The sequence below is a fragment of the Kitasatospora sp. NPDC030952 genome (assembly GCF_055571335.1).
This window is the reverse complement of sequence record NZ_JBVIFM010000005.1, coordinates 96,002-110,834: the sequence shown is the minus strand read 5'-3', so window position 1 is coordinate 110,834 and position 14,833 is coordinate 96,002. Positions and strand designations below refer to the sequence as shown.

The following is a 14,833-nucleotide window of genomic DNA, read 5'->3' as shown; positions in this document are numbered from 1 at the left end:
CTGTCCTGGGAACGGGTTAGGAGTGACGGCGGCGGCGCGCCTGCCAGACGGCGCCACCGGCGAGGACGACGACCAGCGCGCCGCCGGCGACCAGGCCGATGTCCGGGCCACCGTCCGACGAGCCCTTCGGGCCCTTCGCGCCGTCCGGCCGGGCGGCGGCGGGTGCGCCGATCCGGTCGCCGCAACCCGCCTCGGGGTAGCCGGCGATGGCGCACAGCAGGCCGTTGGAGTCGTAGCGCAGCGGCGGGGCGACGGCGGCCAGCGCCTCGGCCGAGGTGGCGCGCGGGGCGAGCGTGGCGCAGGCGGTCCGCTGCCCGGGCGGTTGCGCGGCGGACGCCCCGGCGTCCTCGGCCGTCCCGAAGTCCAGCACCACGGCGACCCGCTTGCGGCCGTCCTGGGCGGGGGTGGCGGCGCAGATCTCGTCGAACCGGGCCGCCGCACGCGGCATGGCGGCGTCCTGCCCGCCGTCCGGGCTGACGGCGAACCGCCACCCGTCCACCGAGCCGTCCGGCGGCACGGCGACCGCCGGCCCCTGCTGCTGGTACGCCCACGCCCCGCCGTCGCCCCCGCGCCAGAACGACCAGTACCGGTACCCGGCCGCCTCGGCGGGCGCCGCGGCGGCCAGCAGGACCAGCACCCCGAGCAGCGGCAGCAGCACGGCGGCCACCGCGCGCCGCGCAGGGCGGCGGGCCCCCGGTGGGGTGGCCTGCCGTCCTGCCCGGCGGGCCACGCCGCCCTGGACCGGGGCGTCGGGGAGGTGGCCCATCAGAGGTTGGGGTTGCGCTTGCGCTGGAGGCTGAGGAGCAGGCCGCCGCCGATGCCGATGAGGGCGCCGACGATGATCAGCCAGACCTTGCCGAAGCCCCCGTCCTTCTTCTTCGCCGGGACGGCGTCCGTGGTGGCGGCGCTGGCCTTGGGGGCCGGGCCGAGCGCGGTGAGCTGCTCGGTGAGGGCGGTGTCGCTGCGGTGGGCGGCCTGGGAGACCAGGAGGAGGGTGGCGGTGGCGGCCGCGTCGGTGCCGTTCTTGGTCCAGGTGGAGCCCTGGGCGTCCAGCCAGTCGACGGCGCCGGTGGCCTGGTCGGGGTGGCCGCTCTGGGTGAGGGCGAGGGCGGCCCAGGCGGTGGCGGTGTAGTCGGGCTTGGGGTCGGCGCCCGGGGTGGTGAGGGTGAGGTGGCCGTCGCCGGTTTCGAGCTGGGTGGCGAGGTAGGCGCCGACGGCCTCGCCGGCCTCGGCGTGCGGGATGGTGGCGGGCGCGGAGCCGTCGGCGCAGGCGAGCGGCGCGGCGGTGGCGTCGGCGCGCACGGAGCCGACGACCGGCAGGTGTCCGCCGGCGGCGGCGAGGGCGGCCTGGGCACTGGCCAGGGTGTTGGGGGTGAGGGTGCCGGCGGCCGGGTCGGGCTGGTAGGCGAAGGCGCCGCGCTGGTCGGCGGGGGCGGTGCAGCCGAGCTGGAAGCGGGCGAGGCCGTCGAAGGCGTTCTTGCCGGCCGCGCCGCCGGTGCCGGGCCTGGCGACGCCGGCCGGGTCGGTGCGGGCGGCGAACAGGGCGTTGACGACGAGCCCGGTGGAGTTGGCGTCGCCGGGGTTGCCGGGGTTGTAGGGCCAGCTGCCGTCGGCGTTCTGATTGGCCTTGAGCCACTGGACGCCCTTGTCGACGGCGGGCTGGTGCCCGCCGAGGGCGACCAGGGCCTGGACGGCGACGGCGGTGGCGTTGCTGTCCTCGGACTTGGGGTCGCAGGCGGCGCCGGCGGCCCGGTAGGAGGGCCAGCCGCCGTCCTCGCACTGCTGCCCGGTGAGCCAGCCGACGGCGGAGTCGGCGGGGGTGATCTTGGCCGCGGTCAGCGCGGTGAGCGCGAGGGACTGCCGCCAGACGCCGTCGTACGTCGGGTCGCTCTTGCCGTACAGGCCGTCCGGGGTGGCGGGCGGGGCGGTGTCGGCGAGGGCCGGTCCGGCGGCGAGGCCGGCCAGCAGCGCGGCGGACAGGGTGGCGGCACCCAGGCGGGCGGCGGTCGGCATGGTGCGGGTGTGCCTTTCGGTGAGCGGTGGGGGCCCGGGCGGGGCCGTCCGTAGTCCTCGACGGGTGCCGGGCGCGCGGGGGCGTCCGGCTCGCCGCTCGTCCCTCCCCGGGTGCTCCGGCTCGCCCGGCGCGCGGGGGCGCGGCCGGGTTCACGGTTGCGGGTCAGCGCCGGATTCGCACCGGCTTTCCCCGGGGGAGGAGCGGGATGGAGTTGTGCGACCCGTCGACTCTAACCGCCGGGTCGCGGCGGGCGGGTCGGCGGGAGCGGGCCGGAGCAGGAACAGGTTCCAGTAATGGGCCCGTCGGCCGGGCTCCGCGGGGCCGGATCGGGGGCCGGATCGGGGGTGGGACCGGGGCCGGATCGAGCGGGACCGGGGCGGGGCCGGGGCAGGATCGGCGTCGGGTCCGGGCGTCGGGTCCGGAGGGCTCAGGGCAGGGTGAGCAGCCGGGCGGCGGTGTGCAGGTCGGCCCGGACCTCGGCGATCGAGGCGCGCCCGGAGAGCCAGGCGACCAGCGCCGAGTGCCAGGTGTGCTCGATCACCCGGACGGCCGCGCGCTGGCTGTCGCTGGGTGGGCCGGACTGCCCGATCGCGTCCAGGATGAGCTGTCCGGTGGCCGCGCTGACCTGGTCCACCTCGGTGCCGACCGAGCGGTCCGCGAAGCTGAGCGCCCGGACCATCGCCTCGGCCAGCAGCGGCTCGCGCTGCAGCGCGTGGAAGGCCCTGGTGAGGGCGTCGGCGACGCGCAGGGCCGGCTCCGGGTCGGTCGGCGGGTGCCGCCGGATGTGCTCCTGGAGCCCCTGGAGCTGCTCCAGCATGACCGCGACCAGCAGGTGGACCTTGGACGGGAAGTACCGGTACAGCGTCCCGAGGGCGACCTGCGCGCCCTCCGCGACCTCCCGCATCTGCACCGCCTCGTACCCGCCGCGGGCGGCCAGCGCGGTGGCGGCGCGCAGGATGCGCCGGCGCCGCTCGGCCTGGCGCGCGGACAGCGACGGCTCGCCCGGGGCGGGGGAGGCGGGGCTCACGGACGTGGTCGGCGACGGCAAGGGTGCTCCCGGGGGCGCGTGGGTGGCGGCGTGCTCCAGAAAGGTCGACCCGAAGCTTCCGGTGGTCGGTCGCGGTCGGTCGGGCCCGGCGTGGCGGGAATCACCAGCCCTGGCTCCTGAGCGAAAGCTACGGGCCGGTATCTTCGAGGTCTCTCATTGTTCACACGGTCGATGACGAGTTCCACAGCCACTGAAACCTGATCTACTTTAGCGACCGGCACCACCGTTGGCGCCGCTCGCACCGATAGCAGCCAGAGATGAGGGCCGAGGATGACCGCGCAGCCGCTGCGGATTGCCCTGCTGTCATACCGCGGGGACCCGTTCTGCGGCGGTCAGGGCGTGTACGTCCGGCACCTCTCCCGCGAGCTGGCCCGGCTCGGCCACCACGTGGACGTGATCGGGGCCCAGCCCTACCCCGTGCTGGACGAGGTCGAGGGCCCCGGCTCGGTCCGCCTGGTGGAGCTGCCCAGCCTGGACCTCTACCGCGCCGACGACCCGTTCCGCACGCCCGCCCGCGGCGAGTTCCGCGGGCCGGTGGACGTGCTGGAGTTCGCCACCATGCGCACCGGCGGCTTCCCCGAGCCGCTCACCTTCTCGCTGCGCGCCCGCCAGTACCTGGCCCGGCACAAGGGCCGCTACGACGTGGTGCACGACAACCAGACCCTCGGGTACGGACTGCTCGGCCTGGCCCGGCACGGCTTCCCGCTGGTCACCACGATCCACCACCCGATCACCGTGGACCGGCAGTTGGAGCTGGACGCGGCCACCACCCGGGGCAAGCGGCTCTCGCTGCGCCGCTGGTACGCCTTCACCCGGATGCAGCGCCGGGTCGCGGCCCGGCTGGACCACGTGATCACCGTCTCCGGCACCTCCCAGCGCGAGATCGCCGAGCACCTGGGCGCCGCCCCGGCCGCGATCTCGGTGGTGCCGATCGGTGCCGACACCCGGCTCTGGTCGCCCTCCGAGGAGATCGGGCGGGTCCCCGGCCGGATCGTCACCACCTCCAGCGCGGACGTGCCGCTCAAGGGCCTGGTGTTCCTGGTCGAGGCGCTGGCCAAGGTCCGCACCGAGCGGGACGCCCACCTGGTGGTGGTCGGCAAGCCGCAGAAGGAGGAGGGGCCGGTGGCCGAGGCGGTGCGCCGCTTCGGACTGGCGGAGCACATCGAGTTCCGCACCGGCCTGAGTGACCGGGAGCTGGTCGACCTCTACCGCTCGGCCGAGGTGGCCTGCGTCCCGTCGCTGTACGAGGGCTTCTCGCTGCCCGCCGCCGAGGCGATGGCCACCGGCACCCCGCTGGTCGCGACCACCGGCGGGGCGATCCCCGAGGTGGCCGGGCCGGACGGCGAGACCTGCCTGGCCGTGCCGCCGGGGGAGGCGGACGCGCTGGCCGCCGCGCTCGGCCGGCTGCTGGACGACCCGGAGTTGCGCGCCGCCCTCGGCGCGGCCGGCCGGGAGCGGGTGCTGGCCCGGTTCACCTGGGCGCGGGCCGCCGAGCTGACCGCCGAGGCGTACCGCGCGGCGATCGCCACCGGCGCCGGCGCCCGGGCCCGCTCCGGGCCGGGCTGGCGGTACGTGCCCTGAGCCCGGTGGTGCGTCCGCCGAGCCGGCGGTACGTGCTCCGAGCCCGGCGGTACGTGCCCTGAGCCCGGCGGTTCGTCCGCCGAACTCGGCGGTACGTGTTCCGAGTTCAGCGGTACGTCCCCGAACTCGGCGGTACGCGCCCCGAGCCCGGCGCCGAGGCGCCGGACCGGCGGAGCGTTGACCTGACGAAATGGTCTGACGAAGCGTCAGGACCGCTTGGTAGCAATAGGAATGGGAGCCCTGCAGTGCTGACCGTCGATTTCTCGCGCTTCCCGCTCGCCCCCGGCGACCGGGTGCTCGACCTGGGCTGCGGCGGGGGCCGGCACGCGTTCGAGTGCTACCGCCGCGGCGCCAATGTGATCGCCCTCGACCAGAACGCCGAGGAGATCGCCGAGGTCAAGAAGTGGTTCGCCGCGATGGAGCTGGCCGGCGAGGCCCCCGAGGGCGCGTCGGCGGTCGCGATGGAGGGCAACGCGCTGGCGCTGCCGTTCGAGGACGACTACTTCGACAAGATCATCATCTCCGAGGTGATGGAGCACATACCCGATGACAAGGGCGTGCTCAACGAGATGTTCCGGGTCCTCAAGCCGGGCGGCCTGCTCGCCGTGACCGTGCCGCGCTGGCTGCCGGAGAAGATCTGCTGGGCGCTGTCCGACGAGTACCACGAGGTCGAGGGCGGCCACATCCGGATCTACCGGGGCGACGAGCTGGTCGGCAAGCTCAAGGACGCCGGCCTGGAGCCGTACGGCACCCACCATGCGCACGCGCTGCACTCGCCGTACTGGTGGATCAAGTGCGCCGTCGGCGTGGACAACGACAAGGCGCTGCCGGTCAAGGCGTACCACCAGCTGCTGGTCTGGGACATCGTCGGCACCCCGGTGATCAGCTCGATCACCAAGGCCGCCGAGAAGGCGCTCAACCCGCTCATCGGCAAGAGCTTCGTGGCGTACGCCGCCAAGCCGCACCGCGCCGAGTCCGGTGGGGCGGGCGCATGACCGCCGCCGTCCCCGAGGTGCTGCTGCTCGACGGGGTGCTGGACGCCGAGCAGGCGGCCGACACCGTCCGCAGCATCCTGGCCGAGCAGCGCCCCGACGGCGCCATCCCCTGGTTCGCCGGCCACCACCTCGACCCGTGGGACCACACCGAGGCCGCGATGGCCCTCGACACCGCCGGCGAGCACGCCGCCGCCGAGGCCGCCTACCGCTGGCTGGCCGCCCGGCAGAACCCGGACGGCTCCTGGTACGCCGGGTACACCGACGGCGAGGTCACCGACCGCGCCAAGGAGAGCAACTTCTGCGCGTACATCGCGGTCGGGGTCTGGCACCACCACCTCAGCACCGGCGACGACGCCTTCCTGGAGTGGATCTGGCCGGTGGTCCGGCGGGCGCTGGACTTCATCGTCGGCCTGCGGCTGCCCGGCGGCCCGATCGCCTGGCGGGTCGACGAGGACGGCGCCGCCACCGACGAGGCGCTGCTCACCGGCTCGTCCAGCATCCTGCACGCGCTGCGCTGCGGGCTGGCCGTCGCCGACTACCTGGAGGAGCCGCAGCCCGACTGGGAGCTCGCGGCGGGCCGGCTGCGGCACGCCGTCGCCCACCACCCCGAGCGGTTCCTCGACAAGGGCCGCTACTCGATGGACTGGTACTACCCGGTGCTCGGCACCGGCCTGCGCGGCGACGCGGCGGTGCAGCGGATCGAGCGGGACTGGGAGCGCTTCGTCGTCCCCGGCCTCGGCGTGCGCTGCGTCAGCGACCGCCCGTGGGTGACCGGCGGCGAGAGCGCCGAACTGGCCCTCGCGCTCTGGGCGATCGGCCAGTCCGACCGCGCGGTGGAGATCCTGCGCTGGATCCAGCGGCACCTGCGGCACGAGGACGGCTCGTACTGGACCGGGTACGTCTTCGAGGACGACGCGATCTGGCCCGAGGAGCGCACCACCTGGACGGCCGGGGCGCTGCTGCTCGCGGTGGCCGCGCTCGGCGGGGACCCGGCGACCGTCGCGGTCTTCGGCGGGGAGCAGCTGCCCGCCGGGCTGGTGGTCCAGGACTGCTGCTGAGCGGGTCTGCTGAGGGGCCTGCGGGGGCCTGCGGAGGGGCCTGCGGAGGCATGACGAAGGGGCGGGACCGGATCACCGGTCCCGCCCCTTCGTCATGTGCGGCGGGCGTCAGCCGCGCTGGATGCCCGCGGTGTCGGCCAGCACGCCCTGGGTGCCGTCCGGCAGCTGGGCGACCAGGGCCGCGCCGCGCTGCTCGACGGCCAGGTACCAGGTGCCCGGCACGACCTCGCCGATCGGGGCGCCGACCGGGTTGTCCTTCGGCGCCAGCTGGCGCGGGGACGGGACGGCGAACCAGAACGGCTGGAAGTCCGCCGCCGGGGCGGCCGGCTGCTGGACGGCCGGGGTCGGCTGCGGGGCCGGGACGCCGGCGTCCTGCGGCTGCACCGGCTGGCCGGGCTGCGGCTGGCCGGCGGCCGGGTAGCCGTAGCCACCGGCCGGCTGGGCGCCGAAGGCCGGGTCGTGGGCCTGGCCCGGGTAGCCGTACTGGCCGGGGCCGGGCTGGCCGGGCTGACCCGGCATCGGGTAGCCGCCCTGGTAGGGGACGGCCGCCGGGCGGTCGCTGACCAGCGGGGCCTTGAGCGCCGGCACCAGCGGGGCGGCCGCGGCCGCGCCCGCCAGCACGATCAGCGAGATCAGGCCGAGCCAGGCGCCGAAGCCGTGGCTGATGCTGCCGGCGGACGGGCCGCCGCCCAGCGACCAGAGCGAGGTCCACAGCGCCGCCACGGCGAACGCGATGCCCCACTGGTCCAGCCGCAGGCCGAGCACCTGGCGGTTGGCGGCGGCCGGACCCTGGAAGCGCTGCACCAGGATCAGTGCGGCGGCGGCGATGCCCAGCAGGTAGATCGAGGGCAGGATGGGGAACAGCTCGGTGCTCCACGCGTTCTGCGAGGTGTTCCCGCAGTACCGGCCGCTGCAGTCGACGGTCCAGTAGGGCAGGAAGGAGGCGATGAAAAGCAGGACGGCCCCGCCTGCGACGGCGGCGTCTCCCCTGGTGAGAGCGCGCAGATTCACTTACGTTCCCCTCGTTGACGTGTCGTGGACGGTGCTTCGTGCGGTCGGGCCGACCGGCCGAAACTCCCGAACGGACCAGAAGCCTAGGCCCAACCGTCCCGCCGGTGCACGGCGGGCTCGGCAATGGGTCGAAGTCGTTGCAAACCGTGCGGCCGCGGTGGGGTGTCGTCCACCGGGCTCGTACGTCCCAACTCCCTTGCCCAGCCGACTCAGTGAGTGGTCAGGAAGGCCGCCAGCGCATCGGCGATCCCCTGGGCGGCCTGCTGGCGCCACTGAGGGTCCGTCATCCGTCGGGCGTCCGCGGAGTTGCGCATGTTACCGCACTCGATGAACACCTTGGGAACCGCGGAGAGGTTGAGGCCGCCCAGGTCGGAGCGGGTGTCCAGGCCGTCGTTCGCGATGTAGTCGGCGTACGGTTCGCCGGTCGCGGCGTGGAAGCGGTCGCGCAGCAGCAGGCCCAGCCGGTGCGAGGGTTCGACGATCGCCGAGTTGTCCGCCTTACCGGCCACCACCTTGGCGGGCATGATCACGTGGAAGCCGCTGCCGCTCGCCGGGCCGCCGTCGCCGTGCACCGAGACCGCCACGTCGGCGTGCGCGTCCGCGCCCGCCCGGGCGCGCTCGTCGACGCACGGGCCCCAGGGGCGGTCGCCGTCCTGGACCAGCACCACCTTGGCGCCCCGGGCGGTCAGCAGGGCCCGGGCCCGGCGGCTGACGTCCAGGGTGTAGTCGGCCTCGGTGTAGCCCGCGTCGGTCTCGGTGCCGGTGGTGTCGCACTCCTTGTGGCCGTTGCCGACGTCCACCTGGCGGTTGATCTCGGTGGGGTGGGCGAAGTTGCCGGGGTTGTGGCCGGGGTCGATCACGACGGTGCGGCCGGTGAGGTCGGCGGCCGGGCTCTGCGGGGCGCCGCCGGTGGGGGTGCTGCCGGTGGGGGTGCCGCTGGTCGGCGGGGCCTCCGGGACGGCCGGGGTGGCCGGGGCCTGGGTGGTCGGCTGGGTCGGCTGGGTGGGCTCCGCGGTGGTGGACTGGGCGGCGGCGGCAGGCGAGGCGGAGGTCGCGGCGCCGACCGGGCCGGAGTCGTCCAGGGCGTGCCACCCCAACCAGCCCGCCGTGCAGAGCGGAACGGCCACGGCCACCGCGGTGGCGGCGCGCAGCAGGGCGGTACGGCGGGGGGTGCGGGAGGTCGGGCCGGTCACGGGTGGTTCAGATCCTGTCCGAGGTGGGCGAGGTGAGACCGTACGTCGTGGCGATCGGCTTCCACTTGGTGAGGAAGTCGTTCTTCGCCTGGGTGGCCTGCGGGTTGAGCTCGTCCGCGTGCTTCTTGTCCGCGGTGGAGGGCGCGGTGCCGGAGCAGCCCTGGGTGGCGACCGCGCGGCCCCAGCTCGCGTACGCCCGGTCGATGTCGGCGGACAACTGCCAGGCGGACTTGAGCGAGTTCACCGCGTCCGCGCCGCCCGGCAGGTCGGTGACGCTCAGCTTGGCGAGCTTGGCCAGCAGGCCGTCGCGCTGCTTGGCACCGCTGTCGAAGACCTGCACCGCGCTGTCGATGTCGGCCTTCGCCGGGCAACTGGACACCTTGGCGACCGCGTTGCCTATCTGCGTCCTGGCGTTCCCGCCCTCGGTCAGCAGCGCGTCCAGGGCCTGCGCCTGGGCCTTGGCGTTGGGGCCGGCGGTGGTCGCGCTCGGGGAGGGCGAGTCGGTGGGCGTGGCGGCGCCGCTCGGCGCGGCGTCCGTACCGGTGGGTGCCGGGGCGGGCTGCGGATTGCCGGAGCCGGTCGCGCTGGCGGCCGAAGGGGCGGGCGCGGCCTGGTCGTTCTTGCCGCCGCCCTGGGTCGCGTACAGCAGGCCGCCGCCGACCGCCAGCACCAGCAGCACCGCGAAGCCGATCAGCAGCGGGGCCTTGCGGTTGGCCGGGCGGTCCTCGTCGTCCGCGCGCTCGCCGGGGTGGGCGGTCGGGTAGTCCGGCTGGGCCGGCTGGGCCGGATACGGGGGCGGGGGCGGGGGCGGGGGGTACCCGTAGCCGCCCTGCGGGTGCGGGGCCTGCGAGTTGGCCTGCGGGTACGGGCCGGCCTGGGGCGGCGGCGGGTAGACGTACCCCGGGCCGGGGAGCGGCCCGCCCTGGGGGCCCCGCTCCTGCGGGGTCGCGTGGGAGGGGAACGGCGCGGCCGCCGGCGGCGCGCCCGGCGGCGGGGTGATCCGGGGGAGGGCCGTGGTCGGCGCCCCGGGGCCCGCGGCCGGTTCGGGCTCCGGCGCCGACATGTCCGGCGGCGGGCCGAAGCCCGGGGCGGTGGACAGGTACGGGCGGCCGCCCAGCGGCGGGCCCTGGTCGCCGACCGCGCCCGCGGCGGGGGGTGCGGTCGGTGTGGCGGCGGCGGACTCGGCGTCCGGGCGCTGCGGATTGCGCACCCAGCCGCCGGCGCCGCCGCGCGCGGTCGGGTCCCAGACCGCCGGAGCGGTGTTGTGCTGGTCCGTCATGTGCCGCTAGCCCCCACCGTCCGCCGATGCCCTGTGCTCTGCCTGGTGCCGCGCGTGGTTCCGCGCACTGCCTGGAGCCGCGCGGACACCGTACCGTTCGGGCTCCGCCCGACGGTCCCGGCACGACGTTAGAGCATCCGGGCCGGGCCGTGGGGGCGATCCCGAGGCTGCCCGGTCCGTCGGGTGGCGGTCCTTCCCTACCCGGCGGCCCGGCGCAGGACCCGCAGCGAGCCGGTCACCGAGACCTCCTCGAAGCCCTCGGCAAGCGCCCGCAGGTACACCCGGTACGGGGCCTGGCCGCCGTCCGCCGGATCCGGGAACACGTCGTGCACCACCAGCAGGCCCTCCGGCGCCAGGTGCGGCGCCCAGCCCTCGTAGTCGCCGGTGGCGTGCTCGTCGGTGTGCCCGCCGTCGATGAAGACCAGGGCCAGCGGCCGGCCCCACAGCGCGGCGATCTGCGGCGAGCGGCCGACCAGCGCCACCACGTGCTCCTCCAGCCCGGCCGCGTGCAGGGTGCGGCGGAACCGGGGCAGGGTGTCCATCCGCCCGACCTCGGGGTCCACCAGGGTCGGGTCGTGGTACTCCCAGCCCGGCTGCTGCTCCTCCGAGCCGCGGTGGTGGTCCACCGTCAGCGCCACCGTCCCGGCCTCCCGCGCCGCGGCGGCCAGCAGCACCGCCGAGCGGCCGCAGTAGGTGCCGATCTCCAGCACCGGCAGCCCGGTGCGCCGGGCCGCCGCCACCGCCGCCGCGTACAGCGCGAGGCCCTCGTCCACCGGCATGAACCCGGTGGCCGCCTCGAACGCCGCCAGCACCTCCGGCGCCGGTCGGGCGCCCTCCAGCAGGTCGGACATGCGGTGCTCCTCGGGCTCGGACGACGGACGGGACGTGCTCGGGACCCTACTCGACGGTAGCGCCGCACCCGCCGCCCCCTCCCGCTCCGCCCGGCTGGCACCGCCCGCAGGGGCCGTTCTGGAACGCGTTCTAGTCGGTCGCCGAGGGCCGTGCCAGAATCGGCCCGACCCATGACCCGAAGCACACCGGGAGCAGCCCCATGCGCGCAGCCGTCCTGCACAAGACCGGCCAGGACACCCTCGACGTCCGCGCGGACGTCACGGCCGTCGGCTTCGGACCGGGCACCGTACGGGTCCGGATGCGCGCCGCCAGCCTGTGCCACTCGGACCTCTCCGCGATGAGCGGCGTGCTGCCGCAGCCCGCGCCGTTCGTCCCCGGGCACGAGGGCGCCGGCGACGTCGTCGAGGTCGGCGAGGGCGTGACCGGCGTCCAGCCCGGGGACCGCGTGGTGCTCTGCTGGATGGCCCCCTGCGGCCGCTGCGCCCACTGCGAGCAGGGCCGCGGCCACCTGTGCGTCGCCAGCCTGCGACGGCTCGGCGCGCCCGGCTTCCGGCTGGCCGACGACGGCACCGAGGCCTCCGGCTTCTACGGCACCGGCGCCTTCGCCGAGGAGGTGGTGGTCACCGCCGACGCCGTGATCAAGGTGCCGGCCGACCTGCCGTACGAGGCCGCCGCACTCATCGGCTGCGGCGTCACCACCGGCATCGGCGCCGCCGTCAACACCGCCCGGGTCGAGCCCGGCTCCTCGGTCGCGGTGATCGGCGCGGGCGGGGTCGGCGTGGCCGCCGTCCAGGGCGCCCGGGTCTGCGGCGCCGCCCGGATCACCGTCGTCGACCCGGTCGGCTCGCGCCGCGAACGGGCGCTCGCCTTCGGCGCCACCGCGGCGCTCGCCCCCGAGGAACTCAAGCCCTTCGCCAAGGGGCTGCCCGGCGGCGGCTTCGACTACGTCTTCGAAGCGGTCGGCCGGGCGGCCACCGTCCGGGCCGGCTACGACGCGGCCCGGCGCGGCGGCGCGGTCGTCGTCATCGGCGCCGGCGCCCAGGACGACCTCGCCCAGTTCACCATGGGGGAACTGTTCTTCAACGAGAAGCGGCTGCTGCCCTCGCTGTACGGCGGGGCGCCGGTGGCGCGCACCATCGGCCTCGTCGTGGACCTGTGGCGGGCCGGGCGGATCGACCTCGACGGCATGATCACCCACCGGGTCGGGCTCGCCGACGTGAACCGGGCCATCGAGCAGATGCGCAGCGGCGAGGCGCTGCGGACGGTGGTCTCGCTGGACCGGTCGGACCGGTCGGACCGGTGACGTGCGAGGGCCCGCCGGGGTGTGTGCCCCGGCGGGCCCTCGCGATGTGCGGTTGACGCAGTGTGCGGTTGATCCGTTCGGGCCGGCTCCGGGGCCGGCCCTGGACTCGGCCCTGGGCTCAGCCCTGGGCGCCGGCCGCGCGGTGGCGGCCGTGCGGGTCCGACCCAGGGGTGTCGTTCGCGGCGGAGCCACCCCGGTGGCGACCGTGCGACGCGGCGTCCCCGGCCGTCTTCTCGTCGGCGTCGGTCCCGTTGACCGCGGGTCCGGTGATGTCGGTGAGGGTGTCGGACATGAGAATCGTCTTCCGTGCGAGGGTGCAGGTCATCGGCGCCCGTCCGGCGCCTGCGGCACACGGTCGGGTCCCCGATCGGGCGCCCGGTACGCGCCCACAGCCGGTGATCGCGGCCCGTGCCCCGGCCACCATAACGGCCGGGACGGACGAGATCCTATCGACCTCATGAGGCGAGTCCCGCCCCGCCCGGTGGCGTCGAACCCAACCAGTGGCCGACCAGTTCGCGGTAGAACGGCGACAGCACCTGCAGATCGCCGTGCCGGGCCAACACCCCACGTCCGCCGTCCAACAGCAGCACCCGGTCCGCCCGCAACGCCGAACTGATCCGGTGCGCGACCACCACCAGCGTCCCCGGCCGACCCGCGAACGCCCGCTCCACCCGCTCCTCCGCCGCGGCATCCAGATGGCAGGTCGCCTCGTCCAGCACCACGACCGGCGAACCCGCCACATACGCCCGCACCAGCGCCAACAACTGGCGCTCACCGGCCGACAGTTCACCCGGATCGCGCAGCGCACCCGCCAACCCGCCCAGCCGAGCCACCACCCCGCCGGCCCCCAAGCACTCGACGGCCGCCGCCAACTCCCGCTCCGACACGTCCGGAGCGAGCCAGGCCAGGTTGTCCCACACCGACCCCGGGAACACGTACGCCTCCTGCGGCAGCAGCACCACCCCGCCCGCCCCGCCACCCACGGCCACCACCCCCGCCGTCGGCACCACCAACCCCGCCACCAGCCCCGCCAACGTCGACTTCCCCACCCCACTCGCCCCCACCACCGCCACGTGCTCCCCGGCCCCGACCACCGCATCGAGCCCCTCCAGCACGGGCGCCACCCCGCCCCGATGGGCGAACCCGACCCCGACCAGCCGCACCTCCCCGACCGGAACCCCCGCCCCGGGGCGCGGGTCCTGCTGGGCGGGCGGGCAGCTGGCCTCTGCCGCTGCGGGCTGCCACGCGCCGCCCGCGCCCGGGCGTTGCCCGCCCACGGCCGTACCTCGATCTGCGGTGCCGGTGCCGGTACCGGTGCCTGTGGCCTCGGCGGGGCTGACCGTGACTGCCGCGAGACGGTCCAGTACCACGGCGAGGTTGAGCAGCCAGCCGCCGACCGTACCGGCCAACGTCCGTACCGCTGGGTCGAGTTGCTGGAGCAGATAGGTGGAAACACCGAGCAGTTCGCCCGCCGTCAGCGCGCCGTGCGCGAGCAGCCAAGGGGCCGCCACGAGGACGGCCAGTACCGGCAGCCGTCCGCCGAGCGCCACCACCAGCGCACGCAGGGCCGATGCCCGGCCCAGCGCACGGGAGGCCTCGGCGCTCTCCCGCGCCGCCTCGGCCAGCGCGTCGGCGACCACGTCCCCGGTGCCCGACGCCTGCACATCGCGCAGCCCGTGCAGGGCCCGTCCGGCCTCGGCCGCCAGCCTTTCCTCGGCCAGGACGACCGCCCGCCGGCGAGCCGCCATCGGCCGCAGCAGCCGTACGAAGAGCAGCCCGGCCGCCAGCAGCGGCAGCAGCACCAGCGGCAGGACGGCCGGTGCCAGCAGCGTCAGGCCGATCAGCGCGGCAACCAGCGTGACCCCGACCCCGCGCAGGGTGCGGAGCAGCGTCGCGGTCAACTGCCGTGCGGACTCGACCTGCTCGGTGAGCCGCGCGACCTCGGCCGGGTCCGCCGTGGGCCGCGCGAGCGCACTGTGGACCACCCGCTCGACCAGCGCGTCCCGCAGTGGCTCCACCACCCCCGCGAGGTGCGGGAATCCGGCTCTCGCCGCATACGCCCGGAGCCCCATGGCCGCCCCGAACCCACCCAGCCAGGCCACCCCGACCCCGGGCCGCCCGGCCAGGAACCCCTGATCGACCGCGGCCGAGACGAACAACCCGGACACCAGTGGCGGCAGCGCCTCCACCCCGGACCACCCGAGCAACCGCACCAACGCTCCGCGGGTCCCCCGCAACTGCCGGAACAGCAACCCCCACCCCGCCGCCCCCACCACCGAGTCCCGCCGCCGACGCCGCCGGCCCGCCCGGTGGTTCGCCCGGCTCTGCGGTTGTGGTGGTCGGGGCCGGGCTTGCATGGGAAGTCGGCCCCGCCGACTTTCTGTGCCGGCGCTTGCGCGGCTTGAGGTCAGTTGCATGAGAAGCCGATCCAGCTGACTTTCTGCGAGGAGGGATATAGAGGAGAGACAGGGGAGGAGAAGTCGGTGGGGCCGACTTCTG

At 75.7% G+C, this 14,833-nt stretch carries 13 protein-coding genes; 4 read left to right on the top strand and 9 right to left on the bottom strand.

Annotation, left to right across the window (positions count from 1 at the left end; translation table 11 throughout):
* Nucleotides 1–16 precede the first annotated feature (16 nt).
* The 3 genes from ACZ47G_RS12205 to ACZ47G_RS12195 form a co-directional block, all read right to left on the bottom strand.
* Entirely contained in the window at nucleotides 17–766 is a 750-nt protein-coding gene (locus tag ACZ47G_RS12205) for an SCO2322 family protein (protein WP_465741639.1), read from the bottom strand.
* Nucleotides 766–2,013 (bottom strand): prenyltransferase/squalene oxidase repeat-containing protein, encoded by a 1,248-nt coding sequence (locus tag ACZ47G_RS12200; RefSeq protein ID WP_465741636.1) that lies wholly within the window; start codon nucleotides 2,011–2,013, stop codon nucleotides 766–768. The genes ACZ47G_RS12205 and ACZ47G_RS12200 overlap by 1 nt, the downstream gene beginning before the upstream one ends.
* Before the next feature lie 428 nt (nucleotides 2,014–2,441).
* Nucleotides 2,442–3,062: a TetR family transcriptional regulator gene (locus tag ACZ47G_RS12195; protein ID WP_465741634.1), complete on the bottom strand. Its 621-nt coding sequence runs from the start codon at nucleotides 3,060–3,062 to the stop codon at nucleotides 2,442–2,444.
* A 270-nt stretch (nucleotides 3,063–3,332) separates the two neighbouring features.
* Between ACZ47G_RS12195 and ACZ47G_RS12190 the strand changes: the two genes are divergently transcribed.
* The 3 genes from ACZ47G_RS12190 (at nucleotide 3,333) to ACZ47G_RS12180 (ending at nucleotide 6,696) form a co-directional block, all read left to right on the top strand.
* Nucleotides 3,333–4,643: a glycosyltransferase family 4 protein gene (locus tag ACZ47G_RS12190; protein WP_465741632.1), complete on the top strand. Its 1,311-nt coding sequence runs from the start codon at nucleotides 3,333–3,335 to the stop codon at nucleotides 4,641–4,643.
* 245 nt (nucleotides 4,644–4,888) lie between these two features.
* Nucleotides 4,889–5,638: a class I SAM-dependent methyltransferase gene (locus ACZ47G_RS12185; protein ID WP_465741630.1), complete on the top strand. Its 750-nt coding sequence runs from the start codon at nucleotides 4,889–4,891 to the stop codon at nucleotides 5,636–5,638.
* Nucleotides 5,635–6,696 carry a prenyltransferase/squalene oxidase repeat-containing protein gene (locus tag ACZ47G_RS12180; protein WP_380455281.1) on the top strand — a complete coding sequence of 354 codons (1,062 nt, stop codon included), beginning with the start codon at nucleotides 5,635–5,637 and terminating at the stop codon, nucleotides 6,694–6,696. The genes ACZ47G_RS12185 and ACZ47G_RS12180 overlap by 4 nt, the downstream gene beginning before the upstream one ends.
* Before the next feature lie 108 nt (nucleotides 6,697–6,804).
* Here ACZ47G_RS12180 and ACZ47G_RS12175 read toward each other — a convergent pair whose 3' ends face one another.
* The 4 genes from ACZ47G_RS12175 to ACZ47G_RS12160 all read right to left on the bottom strand — a co-directional run bounded on the left by ACZ47G_RS12175 (nucleotide 6,805) and on the right by ACZ47G_RS12160 (nucleotide 11,030).
* Nucleotides 6,805–7,707, bottom strand: coding sequence for a hypothetical protein (locus tag ACZ47G_RS12175; protein WP_465741628.1), 903 nt, complete (start codon nucleotides 7,705–7,707; stop codon nucleotides 6,805–6,807).
* A 209-nt stretch (nucleotides 7,708–7,916) separates the two neighbouring features.
* On the bottom strand, nucleotides 7,917–8,900 hold the full coding sequence (locus tag ACZ47G_RS12170; protein ID WP_465741626.1) for an N-acetylmuramoyl-L-alanine amidase: 984 nt from the start codon (nucleotides 8,898–8,900) through the stop codon (nucleotides 7,917–7,919).
* A 7-nt stretch (nucleotides 8,901–8,907) separates the two neighbouring features.
* A complete protein-coding gene (locus ACZ47G_RS12165) occupies nucleotides 8,908–10,179 on the bottom strand; it encodes a hypothetical protein (protein WP_465741624.1) in 1,272 nt (423 codons plus the stop codon).
* Between the two features lie 197 nt (nucleotides 10,180–10,376).
* Nucleotides 10,377–11,030, bottom strand: a complete 654-nt coding sequence (locus ACZ47G_RS12160; RefSeq protein WP_465741622.1) for a class I SAM-dependent methyltransferase — start codon at nucleotides 11,028–11,030, stop codon at nucleotides 10,377–10,379.
* 200 nt (nucleotides 11,031–11,230) lie between these two features.
* Here ACZ47G_RS12160 and ACZ47G_RS12155 point away from each other — a divergent pair, with 200 nt between their 5' ends.
* The gene (locus ACZ47G_RS12155; RefSeq protein WP_465741620.1) at nucleotides 11,231–12,334 is read left to right on the top strand and encodes an alcohol dehydrogenase catalytic domain-containing protein; all 1,104 of its coding nucleotides are present in this window, start codon (nucleotides 11,231–11,233) and stop codon (nucleotides 12,332–12,334) included.
* A 118-nt stretch (nucleotides 12,335–12,452) separates the two neighbouring features.
* Here the strand turns inward: ACZ47G_RS12155 and ACZ47G_RS12150 are convergent, their stop codons facing one another.
* Nucleotides 12,453–12,626: a hypothetical protein gene (locus tag ACZ47G_RS12150; protein WP_465741618.1), complete on the bottom strand. Its 174-nt coding sequence runs from the start codon at nucleotides 12,624–12,626 to the stop codon at nucleotides 12,453–12,455.
* Nucleotides 12,627–12,789: 163 nt separating this feature from the next.
* Nucleotides 12,790–14,547, bottom strand: coding sequence for an ATP-binding cassette domain-containing protein (locus ACZ47G_RS12145; RefSeq protein WP_465741616.1), 1,758 nt, complete (start codon nucleotides 14,545–14,547; stop codon nucleotides 12,790–12,792).
* Nucleotides 14,548–14,833 lie beyond the last annotated feature (286 nt).